The sequence below is a fragment of the Bacillus atrophaeus genome (assembly GCF_039519175.1).
In the GTDB taxonomy this organism is placed as follows: Bacteria; Bacillota; Bacilli; order Bacillales; family Bacillaceae; genus Bacillus; species Bacillus atrophaeus.
Genome location: NZ_CP154443.1, coordinates 3,639,200 through 3,653,272 on the forward strand (window position 1 = coordinate 3,639,200; position 14,073 = coordinate 3,653,272).

General features: G+C 39.0%; 16 protein-coding genes and 1 pseudogene. 7 read left to right on the plus strand and 10 right to left on the minus strand.

Features of this window, described 5'->3' with window-relative positions:
- The first annotated feature begins 43 nt into the window (after positions 1-43).
- A complete protein-coding gene (gene amyE, locus AAHT65_RS18085; RefSeq protein WP_343310631.1) occupies positions 44-2,044 on the plus strand; it encodes an alpha-amylase in 2,001 nt (666 codons plus the stop codon).
- An 815-nt stretch (positions 2,045-2,859) separates the two neighbouring features.
- Here amyE and AAHT65_RS18090 read toward each other — a convergent pair.
- On the minus strand, positions 2,860-3,477 hold the full coding sequence (locus AAHT65_RS18090; RefSeq protein ID WP_003325728.1) for a lytic polysaccharide monooxygenase auxiliary activity family 9 protein: 618 nt from the start codon (positions 3,475-3,477) through the stop codon (positions 2,860-2,862).
- Positions 3,478-4,153: 676 nt separating this feature from the next.
- Between AAHT65_RS18090 and AAHT65_RS18095 the strand changes: the two genes are divergently transcribed.
- From AAHT65_RS18095 to AAHT65_RS18105, 3 genes are all read left to right on the plus strand, one after another.
- The gene (locus AAHT65_RS18095; protein WP_343310632.1) at positions 4,154-4,636 is read left to right on the plus strand and encodes a DUF2975 domain-containing protein; all 483 of its coding nucleotides are present in this window, start codon (positions 4,154-4,156) and stop codon (positions 4,634-4,636) included.
- Between the two features lie 10 nt (positions 4,637-4,646).
- Entirely contained in the window at positions 4,647-4,868 is a 222-nt protein-coding gene (locus AAHT65_RS18100; protein WP_328190537.1) for a helix-turn-helix transcriptional regulator, read from the plus strand.
- 138 nt (positions 4,869-5,006) lie between these two features.
- Positions 5,007-5,798 carry a DUF817 domain-containing protein gene (locus tag AAHT65_RS18105; RefSeq protein ID WP_088117415.1) on the plus strand — a complete coding sequence of 264 codons (792 nt, stop codon included), beginning with the start codon at positions 5,007-5,009 and terminating at the stop codon, positions 5,796-5,798.
- Between the two features lie 236 nt (positions 5,799-6,034).
- Here the strand turns inward: AAHT65_RS18105 and AAHT65_RS21725 are convergent.
- Positions 6,035-6,201 (minus strand): annotated as a pseudogene (locus AAHT65_RS21725) (hypothetical protein); the annotation flags it as partial.
- A 76-nt stretch (positions 6,202-6,277) separates the two neighbouring features.
- Between AAHT65_RS21725 and AAHT65_RS18110 the strand changes: the two are divergent.
- Both AAHT65_RS18110 and AAHT65_RS18115 read left to right on the plus strand, forming a co-directional pair.
- Positions 6,278-7,150, plus strand: coding sequence for an AraC family transcriptional regulator (locus AAHT65_RS18110; protein ID WP_343310633.1), 873 nt, complete (start codon positions 6,278-6,280; stop codon positions 7,148-7,150).
- Between the two features lie 796 nt (positions 7,151-7,946).
- A complete protein-coding gene (locus tag AAHT65_RS18115; RefSeq protein ID WP_343310634.1) occupies positions 7,947-8,066 on the plus strand; it encodes a YjcZ family sporulation protein in 120 nt (39 codons plus the stop codon).
- 274 nt (positions 8,067-8,340) lie between these two features.
- Here AAHT65_RS18115 and AAHT65_RS18120 read toward each other — a convergent pair whose 3' ends face one another.
- From AAHT65_RS18120 to msrA, 3 genes are all read right to left on the minus strand, one after another.
- Entirely contained in the window at positions 8,341-8,604 is a 264-nt protein-coding gene (locus AAHT65_RS18120; RefSeq protein WP_088117418.1) for a hypothetical protein, read from the minus strand.
- Positions 8,605-8,716: 112 nt separating this feature from the next.
- Positions 8,717-9,151, minus strand: a complete 435-nt coding sequence (gene msrB, locus AAHT65_RS18125; protein WP_003325720.1) for a peptide-methionine (R)-S-oxide reductase MsrB — start codon at positions 9,149-9,151, stop codon at positions 8,717-8,719.
- Positions 9,152-9,685, minus strand: coding sequence for a peptide-methionine (S)-S-oxide reductase MsrA (msrA, locus tag AAHT65_RS18130; RefSeq protein WP_106360656.1), 534 nt, complete (start codon positions 9,683-9,685; stop codon positions 9,152-9,154). It lies immediately after the preceding gene.
- Between the two features lie 133 nt (positions 9,686-9,818).
- Here msrA and AAHT65_RS18135 point away from each other — a divergent pair, with 133 nt between their 5' ends.
- Positions 9,819-10,244, plus strand: coding sequence for a MarR family transcriptional regulator (locus AAHT65_RS18135; RefSeq protein ID WP_003325718.1), 426 nt, complete (start codon positions 9,819-9,821; stop codon positions 10,242-10,244).
- A 20-nt stretch (positions 10,245-10,264) separates the two neighbouring features.
- On the opposite strand, the gene AAHT65_RS18140 is transcribed toward AAHT65_RS18135, so the two are convergent.
- The 5 genes from AAHT65_RS18140 to AAHT65_RS18160 all read right to left on the minus strand — a co-directional run bounded on the left by AAHT65_RS18140 (position 10,265) and on the right by AAHT65_RS18160 (position 13,916).
- Complete coding sequence (locus AAHT65_RS18140) at positions 10,265-11,617, minus strand: MATE family efflux transporter (protein ID WP_343310636.1); 1,353 nt, start codon at positions 11,615-11,617, stop codon at positions 10,265-10,267.
- 79 nt (positions 11,618-11,696) lie between these two features.
- Positions 11,697-11,891 carry a protein YpmT gene (ypmT, locus tag AAHT65_RS18145; RefSeq protein ID WP_010788982.1) on the minus strand — a complete coding sequence of 65 codons (195 nt, stop codon included), beginning with the start codon at positions 11,889-11,891 and terminating at the stop codon, positions 11,697-11,699.
- A gap of 21 nt (positions 11,892-11,912) precedes the next feature.
- A complete protein-coding gene (locus AAHT65_RS18150; RefSeq protein ID WP_340639450.1) occupies positions 11,913-12,476 on the minus strand; it encodes a YpmS family protein in 564 nt (187 codons plus the stop codon).
- A gap of 9 nt (positions 12,477-12,485) precedes the next feature.
- The gene (locus AAHT65_RS18155) at positions 12,486-13,256 is read right to left on the minus strand and encodes an SGNH/GDSL hydrolase family protein (RefSeq protein WP_094232236.1); all 771 of its coding nucleotides are present in this window, start codon (positions 13,254-13,256) and stop codon (positions 12,486-12,488) included.
- A gap of 78 nt (positions 13,257-13,334) precedes the next feature.
- Positions 13,335-13,916 (minus strand): SCO family protein, encoded by a 582-nt coding sequence (locus AAHT65_RS18160; protein WP_003325711.1) that lies wholly within the window; start codon positions 13,914-13,916, stop codon positions 13,335-13,337.
- Between the last annotated feature and the right edge of the window lie 157 nt (positions 13,917-14,073).

Sequence of the window (14,073 nt, forward strand, 5' to 3'; positions counted from 1 at the left end):
AGTAAGTCTTCAGAAATGAAAAATGAAATAAGGAGTGTCCAGAATGTTTAAAAAACGATTAAATACCTCTTTACTGCCGTTATTCGCTGGATTATTATTGCTGTTCCATTTGATTCTGGCTGGGCCGGCGGCTGTAAATGCAGAAACCGCGAACCAATCAAATGAGCATACAGCGCCATCAATAAAGAGCGGGACCATTCTTCATGCTTGGAATTGGTCGTTCAACACCTTAAAAAATAATATGAAGGATATCCATGATGCAGGATATACTGCCATTCAGACGTCTCCTATTAATCAAGTAAAGGAAGGAAATAATGGAGATAAAAGCATGGGGAACTGGTACTGGCTTTACCAGCCGACCTCTTACCAGATTGGCAACAGGTACTTGGGTTCCGAGGAAGAGTTCAAAGAAATGTGTGCGGCGGCTGAAGAATATGGTGTGAAGGTTATTGTTGATGCCGTCATCAATCACACAACCAGTGACTATGCTGCGATTTCAAATGAAATTAAAAGCATTTCAAATTGGACGCATGGAAACACACAAATTAAAAATTGGTCCGATCGAAGGGATGTCACGCAGAATTCATTACTGGGGCTTTATGATTGGAATACGCAGAATACACAAGTACAGTCATATCTAAAAAATTTCCTGAAAAGAGTATTGGATAACGGTGCCGACGGATTTAGGTTTGATGCGGCCAAACATATAGAGCTTCCGGATGATAGTGATTTTGGCAGTCATTTTTGGCCGAATATCACAGATACATCTGCAGAATTCCAATATGGAGAAATATTACAAGACAGTGCCTCCAGAGATGCTGCATATGCGAATTATATGAATGTCACAGCATCAAACTATGGGCATTCCATAAGGTCCGCTTTAAAGAATCGCAATTTTAGCGCATCGAATATCTCCAATTATAAATCTGATGTGTCTGCGGACGATTTGGTCACATGGGTGGAATCACATGATACGTATGCCAATGATGATGAAGAATCAACTTGGATGAGTGATGATGATATTCGTTTAGGCTGGGCGGTTATTGCTTCTCGTTCAGGGAGTACACCTCTTTTTTTCTCCAGACCTGAGAGCGGCGGAAATGGAGTAAGATTCCCTGGAAAAAGTCAAATAGGTGATCGCGGCAGTGCTTTATTTAAAGATAAAGCCATCGTAGCGGTCAATACATTTCATAATGTAATGACTGGACAGCCTGAGAAACTCTCTAACCCGGATGGAAACAATCAGATATTCATGAATCAGCGCGGCTTTGATGGCGTAGTTTTGGCAAATGCATCTTCATCATCAGTTTCCATACATACTTCAACGGATTTACCTGATGGCATCTATGATAATAAAGCCGGGGATGGTTCGTTTGAAGTAGCGGATGGCAAACTGACAGGTATGATCAGCGGCAGATCTGTGGTTGTTCTTTATCATGACGATACTGCAAATGCATCTAATGTATTCCTCGAGAACTATAAAACAGGTGTAACTCATTCTTTCTATAATGATCAACTGACGGTAACTTTGCGTGCAAATGCTAAAACTACAAATGCTGCTTATCAAATAAATAATAGTCATGAGACAGGGTTTAAGGATGGAGATCAATTAACGATCGGAACAGGAGATCCATTCAACAAAACATACAAGATCACTTTAACAGGAACGAACAGTGAAGGAGTAACCAGGACAAAAGAATACACATTTGTAAAAACTGACCCATCTTCGGCGAACATAATTGGTTATCAAAACCCAAATAATTGGAGTCAAGTTAATGCATATGTATATAAGGAGAATGGTGGCCAGGCAATAGAATTAACCGGATTTTGGCCGGGAAAAGCAATGGCTAAGAATTCAGATGGAATTTACACTCTGACGTTACCCGCTGGTACTGATATCAAAAACGCCAAAGTGATTTTTAATAATGGCAGCGCCCAAGTACCGGGACATAATCAACCTGGCTTTGATTATGTACAAAATGGTTTATATCATGACTCTGGCTTAAATGGTTCTCTGCCTCATTCAGGCCTGATATTCCGTTAACATCAATCAGCCTAAGTGAATGATCGCTTACTTTGTCTGTTGGCGATAATCATCAAGAAAAACATTTATATATTCCGGCCAAGACTACCGGCATTAAAGAGGAAATATGGGTGAGTTAAATAAATCTGTGCTGTCGTAAATGATAAAGGAGTGGTTACCAGAGTTAAAGCGGAGACAGCGACAATTTACAGATGCCGGCAGAGGCGATATGCAGCTATTACCTTTGAAAAGCCTATCAGTTGTGCAGCAACGTATGTTTTGCATTTACAATAAGGTAAAATGGCCTGGAACACAGATGACCAAAACAGGAGGAAATAAATACCTTCACTGATGGATTCAATCAACAACTGTCTAAAATGGCAGACAGCTATGGTTTCGTCAGTGGAGGCATATACAATTGACAGATTAACTCATTTTCTGTTTTAACTGATCCGTATATTAATATATATTTAGCTTTGCTTTAATTTTTTAGAGTTGGGACTCTGTGCTCGAGCAAAACAATGTTAAGACAGCAGCTAAGTTCTCCATCCTCCCTCCTCTCCCCCACAAAGGATGAACTTTCCATAGCTAGTACATTCGAATTCTTAAAAGCAGCATAAAAAAGGCGCCCTCAAAAGGACGTCTTTCTCTGTTTATTTATTCAAGCTTAGTATGTGTGACAAGTTTTCCTATATAAGCTGAGAGAATGTGAATTATATTCTGCATTCCACTATAATTCTTCCTTCACTATCATTTTCAATTTCACTTAATACAATAATTCGATCCAGCTTTTTCATGTCTCTCCCCCCCTTTAATCACCAAATATTACAATATAATCATTTTATGTTTACATCAATTACGTTATAAAAGGCATTAGAAGTATCCGCAACATCCCACACACCTAGAATAACATGATAACCAGTGCGATCAGTTGGTACATAAATCTTATGAGAAAGATTAGTATCAGCCTTTGAACCATCGTGATCTACAGTTCCAATTAATTCAAACTCATCTCTTGTTAAAGGTTTATTTGGATTCCAACCTTTCTTGGTTATATAATAGTGCCACTTTGATGTTGCATGAGGAGCAGTATAGTGCCAAGTAAAGGTGTTTAGGCCCCCATGTATGTTTTGTTTTACCCAATAATCTGCAGTCTGCCTGTCTAACCCAAAGTCAATTTGACCCGAGCCTCCATTTGCTGATGCAATTTTTCCATCTGGTGGACCCGCAGATGGAAACCCTTTTGGTCCTTCTACCGATTGAGGACTATCAATTACGGAACCATATTTTTGTGCAGCTGCCGTCCATCCAATTATTTGTTTTTCTAATGATCCCATGTACGCTCTGCTAGCAGGTTCTTTTATATACCCGTGTGCAGATACATCACCTGCAAATAAAGTACCACCAACACCTAAAACAGCAGTTAGAACAACGCCTCTGATAAAACCCTTCATTGCCAACATTCCTCCCTTTATTGTAAAATATTTCTCTATTCTATTATACAATTCATTACGTGCGGACTGTCAACGTAACTAAAGGTGTGTAATTTTGCATTCCACCTGAACATAAATAATCTCTCTAAGGTCCCGTGAATACCTAGGAGTTGAACCAATGCACATGTTCTGCAAACTCTCTATGCAACAACTCTTCTAAACTATCGAAATACGTTACAAACTCTGTCTTTATGATTTTAAATGTTGCTTCTATTTATAGGCGTTTTCTCATGATTATCCAACAATGATACAGTTCACTGACATATTTTTAGTATTGCTGAATTTGAATCTAGGATTTCCTTTTATTTACCTAATGATTTCATAAATATCTAATTTATGTAAATTGGTTTTATTATAGTAAAAGCATTTATCTATTCCTTTACTTTCAAATTCATCCGCTAATTCTAAACATCTTTCTCCTATCTAATCTTTTTATCCTTAGTAGTTGCACAATTTTTAAATTGAATAACTTAAAGTTATGGAGCATTTCCCTGGGAATGCTTTTTATCTTGTCTAAAATTAAAAGGATAATTCTATAACAATAATAACAAAATGATTTATTTCAATATTTATTTATTGTGAAACGATAAATAATGTGCTAAATTCAAATTGACAACAAATAAGTGAGGTGCTTTTTATGAAACGAGGAACAACACTCTTTTTAAAGATAGCTGTGTTTCTTATTGGAATTCCAGTTCTTGCTTTGTGCATATTTTTGGTGCCTGAGATAGCGAATTTTGCAGCAGAATTGTATCCGGATATTGTCTATATAAAATATCTCGTTTTAATCAATTTGTATGCATCGGCGATTCCTTTTTACTTTGCTCTGTATCAAGCTTTTAAACTTTTAAGCTATATTGACAAGAACAAAGCTTTCTCGGAATTATCTGTAAGAGCTTTAAAAAATATAAAATACTGTGCAATCACAATCAGTATCTTGGTTGTGGTGGGCATGCCACTCTTTTATCTCATGGCGGAGAAGGACGACGCCCCAGGTATCATATTAATCGGATTGGTCGTTATTTTTGCTTCAATGGTGATTGCAGTCTTTGCTGCTGTTCTTCAAAAACTGTTAAAAGAAGCGATTGATATAAAATCAGAAAATGACTTAACGGTCTGAGGTGATTAATATGGCAATTATTATCAATATTGATGTGATGCTGGCTAAAAGGAAAATGAGCGTAACAGAACTTTCGGAGAAGGTTGGAATAACAATGGCTAATCTTTCTATATTGAAAAATGGAAAGGCAAAAGCCATTCGATTATCAACTTTAGAGGCAATTTGTAAGGCTTTAGACTGTCAACCCGGAGATATTTTGGATTACCGAAGTGATGAAGACACCCAGAATTAATACAGCAAGAATATTTAACATTAAAAGGAAAAGAAAGTTATTCGGCGGTGATCCTATGCATATACCCCTACATCTATTTAGCTACTATACTGAGCAGGTCTTACATATATTCAGAACAAACCTTTGGAGGCACAAATCATGAGACCACTAAAACAACTCGTTCGTTTTGGTTGGGAGCAGGCCCTATCATGTTTATTTCCTGTCGTTATTTTTGCCTCTTTGGCCATTACACAAATCATGCCTCTTCCCTTCCTGCCACGGTATGACTGGCTGCTCATCATCTGCCTTCTGATGCAGTGGCGGATGGTGCGTTCTGGCCTTGAAACACGGGATGAACTAAAGGTTATTACATTGTTCCACCTTATTGGACTTGCTCTTGAACTTTTCAAAGTACATATGGGCTCTTGGTCTTATCCAGAAGAAGGATATTCCAAAGTTTTTGGAGTGCCTTTGTATAGCGGATTCATGTACGCAAGTGTAGCCAGTTATCTTTGCCAGGCATGGAGGAGGCTTAAGGTTGAACTGGTTAAGTGGCCGCCGTTTTGGGCCGTTGTACCTCTTGCCGCTGCAATTTATTTAAATTTTTTCATCCACCATTATTGGATTGACGTCCGCTTTTGGTTATCTGGACTTGTCATGATCGTCTTTTGGCGATCATGGGTCACATACGAGGTTGGTGGAACTCGTTACCGTATGCCACTCGCACTTTCTTTTGTGCTCATCGGATTTTTTATATGGATAGCCGAAAATATTGCAACGTTTTTTGGAGCTTGGAAATATCCAAACCAAACCGATGCATGGAGTCTCGTTCACCTGGGAAAGGTGAGTTCATGGCTCTTATTAGTGATTGTTAGCTTTCTTATAGTAGCGACGTTAAAACAGGTTAAGGGGAAAAATTCCACTTGGAAAGATACTAGTCAATTTTTATAACTGTTAAGAACCTTCTTTAAAAAACTCGGATCCTTAGCATAGTAAGGAATTCGAGTTTTTTAGGGTTCTCCTAGCGTAAAAAATTCCGAATAAGATAAATTGGAAAAAGCAACGTTCGAATTGTAGTTGGTTTAGGATTGCAGGTGAGGGAATGCGCTTGAGACCATTTGCTGATTGTACAAATGTTTTATCTGTTCCTGTAATAGCCGTATCTCATCGTTTTTCTTCCATAACTCCTCAGTGAAATATCTTTGTTGCTCTTGTTAGGTTTTCATATCCAATGGTTTTCGTCTGTATCAGCATAGTCGTAATTATTTAGTTCTTTCTTGATTGTCAAATAAGCCTCAGAATGTCTCTCTATATCCCTCTTCTTATGTATATTAATTTTTTTATTAAAATTGATCCTACATAATGGTGCACGAAATGTCGGATGGATACATTCAACTCCTGCTATGCTATTGATAAAGGAGGTCATAAAAATGGATTTACTTAAAAATATGAACGAAGCAATAAAGTATATTGAAGAAAACCTTACTAATGATATTGACTTTAAAGAAGTAGCAAGGGTGGCTTACTGCTCCGAATATCATTTTAAAAGGATGTTTTCCTTCCTTGCAGGTATTACGCTGTCGGAATACATTCGCCGCAGACGACTTACTCTTGCAGCATTTGATATTAAAGAAACCGACGTAAAGGTCATTGACGTTGCGATGAAATACAGTTATAACTCACCAGATTCTTTTGCAAGAGCTTTTCAAAATTTGCATGGCATAACACCGACAGAAGCCAGAAATAATGGCCATTCACTTAAAGCTTATCCACGAATGACCTTCCAGTTATCAATTATAGGAGGAAGTGCAATGAACTATCGAATTAAAGAAAAAGAGGCATTTCGCATTGTTGGTATTAAGAAAAGAGTTTCTATAATTTTCAACGGGGTTAATCCAGAGATTTCCTCTATGTGGGAAAGTTTAAATGGTGAAACGATCAATAAACTTAAAAAACTTTCTAATGTCGAACCTATGGGGCTGCTTAGTGCATCCACGAACTTTTCTGAAAGCAGGATGGAGGAAGACGGAGAGCTTGATCACTATATTGGAGCAGCAACAACTAAGGAGTGTCCAGATAACTTAACACAGCTTGAAGTTCCTACCTCTACATGGGCGGTTTTCGAAGCAATCGGACCATTCCCTGATACGCTGCAAGATGTGTGGGGACGCATTTATTCCGAATGGTTTCCATCCTCAAACTATGAACAAATAGAAGGCCCAGAAATCCTGTGGAATGAGAATAAAGATGTAACCTCGCCAACTTTCAAAAGTGAAATATGGATACCGATTGTGAAAAAATAGTAATCGTTTGAGTTTCAGCAAACTGGTGATTGTGGAACAACATAATTAGAAAATGATCAAACTTTTTTAAAGAAACGAGCGAAGCAAAAGACGAAAGTATCGCCTTCTGGAACGCCTTGTACATCTTGGTACATGCGCGTTTCAGTTGTGAAATTTGGGTAAAATCATCTTCATGCTTTGACCAGTTGACTGTGTCCTGAATTTTTGTCAATTATTGTCCTCATTATGAAATGCACTCATGAAGGATTGGGATCTGAATTTGTAACGGTATGCTTTTTAAAAATTGATTTCATCTGACCGGTTTCACTGTTTACAGATGTTTCATTAATTTATGCCGCCTCTAACAAATCAATCGGTAGGCTGATGACTACATTTTCACCTTTGACTTTGGCATATTCCACATTTCTTATCTCCTCTTTTTATCATCCAGTCTTATTCATTTCTTTTTCATGTAGTTCTAACAGGTACTCAATATTGCCCCAACCTAGCCACAGTCTGGCTTATTAATGTCTCTTAGATCAATGTATTTTAGCTTACGGTCATATTTTTCCGTTACAGTTCTTTTTACTTAATCCGTCTGCTTTTGTTCTAATTTGTCATATACTGCGCTTGCCCGGGAAATCATGAAAATTTCCGTTGTATAATTTCCCTCTAACTCTTTACGTATAGCCCTGAATGGTAAGGAATATTTTACTTAGACTAAGCAATCATTTTAATATCAATTTAAACTAGCAACCCTATCGAACTAGTTTAATCAGCATATCATGTACTATCCTCTTTTAAAGGAGGTGGACATATGGGATACTCAAATGGTTATGGTAGTAGCTCCTTCGCATTAATCGTGGTGCTATTCATCTTATTAATCATTGTTGGAGCATCTTTCTTCGGAGGCTATCCAGAAGGCGTTCCCATTTAACAGATATGTTAGGAGTACCTCCATTGCTCGGTTAGACGCCATAAGATTTCTTATGGCGTTTTTACGTAATTGTGATTGTATAAATGTTTAATTTTCATTTAAAACATAGCCACCTGGTTGAATCATTGGAAAAGGACCCTACTTTGAAATAGCTTCTTTCATACCAGCAAGCATCAAGTGAATAAGTTTGCCTTCTTCCATGTCCCTGTCCCCTATCAACAATTATCCAGATTTTCTATGCTTCATGATTACAAGAGCAACAACTAAGAGGACTTCAATTACTTAAGAGGGCATCAATTTTGTTCATAGTGGAATTCACATTAGTGGTGAACAAGATGTAAGTGTTATTTGTTGTTTTAATCACTACCCTATCTGTAGTGCCATAAGGAGTTCCTATTCTTATTGCATTTTTCTCCTCTCCCCCATAAGTCAGATCAAGAGAGACATCTTTTATTTCTTTGATTGGAATTTCAATTTGGGATAGTTGCCAACTGATTTTAAGACTTTCATTGAATTTATCAACTTTTATGCCAAGCATGATCATATTCCCCTTTTGACAATGACTTCAGTAAAATTTTAGCATAACTAGTCTGACAGAAAAAAGCAAAAAAAACAGGCCTGATCATTTACTGGGCAGGCCTGTTTTTGTTTTACTTGTCAAATAGATGCTGGTAGGCTTCATATCCTTCTTCCTTCAGCTTATCTTTTGGTATAAACCGCAAAGCGGCAGAATTAATGCAATAGCGCAGTCCGCTTGGTCCCGGGCCGTCGTTAAATACATGGCCGAGATGCGAGTCCGCCGTCCGGCTTCTCACTTCCGTACGAATCATTCCGTGGGTCGTGTCTACTTTTTCTTCCACTTCTTTATCTTCAATCGGCTTTGTAAAGCTTGGCCAGCCGCAATGGGAATCGAATTTATCCATTGAAGTGAAAAGGGGCTTCCCTGAGACAATATCTACATAGAGGCCTTCCTCTTTATGATCCCAATATTCATTTTGAAACGGCGGCTCTGTCCCGTTGTTTTGCGTGACTTCATACTGCATTCGGTTTAATGATTTTATTTTTTCTTCTTTATTACCTGCCATTTATTTTGCCCCCCAGTGCTGATTAATAAAACCTTCTCGCCCTGAACCTATCCTGTAACGCTGATAATGGGCCGTATTTTTCTTGTAAAAACCTTGATGATAATCCTCTGCTTCGTAGAAAGGCTCTGCTTTCAAAATATCAGTGACAATTGGAGCTTTGAAAATTCCGCTTTCCTCAAGCTTTTTTTTCGACTCCTCTGCCAGCTCTTTTTGTTTTTCATTATGATAGAAGATGGCCGCGCGATAAGAGCTGCCCCGATCAGCAAACTGCCCGCCGGCATCTGTCGGATCTATTTGCTGCCAAAACAGTTCAAGCAGCTTTTCATAGGGAAACACATCAGGTTGAAAAGTAATTTGAACCGCTTCCCGGTGGCCCGTTGTCTCACTGCACACTTCTTCGTACGTAGGGTTTTCAGTATGGCCCCCTGTATACCCGGATACCACTTTTTCGATTCCCGGCTGTTCATCGAACGGCTTGACCATACACCAAAAACAGCCCCCTGCAAATGTGGCGATTTCTTTTTTTTCAGACATACTGGTGCCTCCTTTGTTAATACGTGGTATTATTATATTATAGCATGTAAAAATAGAATGAAAATGATTCTGCTTTTCGGTAAAAAAGCTTATAAGTTGAAACCACGCTGATTATGTAATGGAGGTTCACAATTTGAAAGTAAGAACTCAAATGATGTACGATATGGAAGCTTTACTCCGTAAAGTATTTAAACAAATACGCAATGAAGTTAATGAAATCTTAGATAAAGAGCTATCCCGAAATGAATTTACGATTCTGCGTCTGCTCAGTGAGCAAGGACCTAAAAAGGTTACAGAATTCGCTCCGATATTAGAAGTGTCGGCAAGCCATATCACCGCTGTTACTGACGCCTTGGTGGAAAAGGAATGGATTACGAGAATCCGTTCAAAAGAAGACAGGCGCATTATCAGAATTCACATCACCGAAGCCGGTGAGAAAATCGTTGAACATTTCAATCAGAAAAAAACAGAATATTTCTTTAAACGTTTCGATTGCTATACTGATGCAGAGCTCGCAACCTTAATCGAGCTGTTCAGCAAGCTCGATAAAAAACGATAAAAACAAAAAGCACATTCCGCTCAGCCGGATTGTGCTTTTTTCTTTTCAAACAGCTTCATCGTTTTCCAGCGGCCGTATCGGTAATATAAAAAAGCGGCACAGCTGCTAAACAATAAGCTCATACCTATACCGAGCCCTATTCCTTTTTCTCCAAGCCAAGCTGAAAAGATGGCAGTAAACGGGTATCTCAGCACCCAAAACGATATAATATTCAGAAGCAGCACCTGCATCATGGCGCCGGATGCCCTGACGATTCCATTCAGCACAAAATTAATTCCGATAAAAGGATAAAAGAATGCGATCCACCGCAAATATTCCTCCCCGAAACGAACCGCCTCTGGTTCCTTAATAAATAAACCAATCGCGTATTTACCGAACAGGCTGATACAGACCGCAATCAGCAGCATACAGACAAACACATACATTACACCGTGCTTAGCAATTTCCCCCGTTCTCTTATAATTTCCAATTCCGATATTTTGGCCAGCCATGCTGTTGACTGCCGTACCCGCCGCCATCGCCGGAAGAGTAATAATACTATCAAGCCGCTGGGCAGCGCCGAATCCTGAAACGACATGCTCACCATACGAATTGACGACGCTCATGATCGCCATCATTCCTCCTGAAATGACCATCATTTGCAATCCCGCAGGAATGCCAAGCCTCAGAATTAATCCAAATTCCTTCCACTTCGGCTTTCTTGGCACAGAAAACGGAACAAGCTTATTTTTTATGACATAAAAAAGACCGTAAAGAAACGCAATACCCTGTGACAAAAGCGTCGCATAGGCAGCTCCTGCAATTCCCCAATGGAAAACAGAAATAAACACCGGGGCCAATAAGGTGTTTAAGATCACCGCAAAAGCGATAAACCGCAATGGCGTTTTACTGTCCCCGATCGCCCTGAGCACTGTGCTGATAAAGTTATAGCCGAATAAAAAAAGTATCCCGATAAAATGAATTTTTAAATAGATGTCAGCAAGCGGAATCATATTTTCCGGTGTATGCAGCAGGCGCAACAAGAAATCAGATAAGAAAAATCCTGCCGCACCGCACACGACGCTTAACATTGTCATCAAAATGACGAATGCATTAATATAAGATGCCATTCCCTTTTCATCATCTTTTCCTTTTTGCTGAGATAAAATCGTCAAAGTGGCATTATTCAGCCCCAAAATAAATGACAGCACCGTAAATACAATTGTGCCGGAAACCGCGGAAGCACCAAGCGCCTTTGCCCCCAATAAGTTGCCGACCCATAAGCTGTCTATAAACTGAAAAGACACCTGCAGCATGTTTCCAAGCAAAATAGGCGTTGAAAACAAGACTAACTGTTTCAGCACATGCCCTTTTGTAAAATCATAAGACTTCATATTTTCTCCTCATCTTCTAATTTATTGCGGTTCAATCGCATAAAAAAAGAGACGATCTGGCATGTCTCTTGTTGTACCTTTATGATTTATCGGTTTTTTTTCGATCTTTTACATCAAATGTAAACACCGTCACACTCAGAAACAAAGCGCAATAAGCGATGTTTAAATACATTTGATCTATATCTTCTCTGGCCAGATGAAGATACGCAAGCCAGCCGAAATAGAAGGAAAACACGCAAGCCAATAAACTGCAATACTGATAAATTCGCTTCAATTCGGTCACTCCTGTTACACGCTATTGTTTAGGATGATAATAAGAGAATTCAATTTCATCTTCTTCTAAATTAATCTTATCCGCTTTTACATACATTCCATTCGATAATGGCATCTCTGACAGACGCACTTCAATACTTTTGTCGCTTGGATGCACATGGACAAAAGAAGGAAGTTCATAAAAGCTGTCCATATAATTTAAAACAAAACTAATCGGAATACTTAATTTCCCTAATGAAAATTTCGTGACTTCCAGCTCAACATCACCGTTTTCTTGAACGATCGGCTGAAAGGCGACAAATGCATCAATCGTTGATGAAAAAGCTTTGATCTTCCCTACCACTTGTACATCGTCATCAATTTCGACTTTATAATCGAGCTGGTTTGATGCCTTATCCTTTAAGTACGAATTGACAAATGCGGCAAGTGATTCTTTTGTGCTTGTCACATTAAAACCATATTCATTCGTTTTCGTTTGCTGCATGTCTGTTTTTTCCCCCGGTAAAATCATCAACACCGCGATTCCGCCGGCAACAATGATATTTAAAGCCAAAAGGATAAAAAACAAACGTTTCCACTTCTTCATACATTCACCCTATTCTGCTGGTAACCCTTCTTTTACAATGGTGTTATAGACCCGTTTTGCTATTAATGAATATCCTGTTCCATTAGGATGGAAATCATCTTCTTCAGAAATACGTTTACTGTCACTTTTTTTGGCAAATAAATCTTCGACATTCGTCATCGCTGCGTTCTTGTCCGCTTTCAGCTCTTTTTTCGCGATTTTGTTCCAATCCGTTACAACCCCGTCTATTTCGTTTAATTCAGACAAAGTAAACGCAAACGGATTATACATGCCGACATATATAAGCTCTGCCTCATCATTCTGCTCTCTTATTTTACTGATGATTTGTTTGAACCGCTTTTCAAAAGGCTTTTCTTCATTTTGAAAGGGTTCGAGCGTTAATTGCAAGAAATTTTGGCGCAGAATTTTCATAAGATCATTGCCGCCAATTGTAAAAAAGATATAATCAGCATCTTTTAAACCATTTTGAACGCTTTTATCGTCAAGCTTTTTCAAAAGGTCATCCGTACGATGCCCTTGGACAGCATAATTTTTCACATCTACTGTTTTTACTTGCCCGTCTGATTTTAATGCTTCCGCCACCTTGCCGACATAACCCTTGCCTTCAGGATCTCCGACTCCTTTTGTCAGCGAATCCCCTATAGCGGCGACCACAATATGCTCTTTGTTTTTCTGTTCCTCGGCTTTTTGCTCTCTCTCTGTTGCAGTTTGCCGAACACTTGTACAGGCTGTAAGAAGCAAAATCATACTGGCAATGAGTACCAAAATGCGCAGTTTCAATCTTGTTGCTCCTTCCCCAATCTACTAGAGGAAAGTGTAACATGTTTTTCAGATTTTGAAAATGGCTGTTCTGCGAGTTTACTTGAGCTTTTCGGCAGCTTTCACATCAGCAATAATATCTTCATAGGGGGTATTTTCAACACCATTATAGTCTTTAAGCACCTTGCCGTCCGGACCGACTAAATAAAAGGAGGTTTGGTGAATCACCTGATCTTCTCCCTCCGGCTTTTTCACAATCGATTTAAAACTATTAAGTGCAAATGCTTCGATTTCACTTTGACTGTATCCCGTAAGGAAGTCCCAATTATCAAATGACATCGGATAATTAGCGGCAAATTTCTTCAGCTCTTTCGGCGTATCGTTCTCCGGGTCTACGCTGAAGGAAACGATCCGGACATCCGCATCTTCTGCCTTCAATTTTTTTTGAAGATCGGTCATATGAGCCGTCATAGGCGGACAAACTGTTTCACAATTTGTGAAAATAAAGTCAGCCAGCCAAACCTCTCCTTTTAAACGATCCAATGATACAGTTTTCCCATCTTGATTTTTAAAAGAAAATGGCTCTATTTCATAATTAAGCGGATCTTTTATTTGCTGCCCGCCGCAAGCGCAGAGCATCAGCAAAAAAACAGCCGCTGCCACACATTTCACATATCGCATCTGCTTCATCCTCCCTATCAGCTAAAAACGCTTTCATAAATAACCGCCATCATGCGCCTGATTTATCTTAAGAGGCCATGGATGTTGAATAAGATGCGGCATAAAAAAATCCCTGCACAGCATCCCCTATGTGCCGCCAGTGGTTTCCGCGGTCATC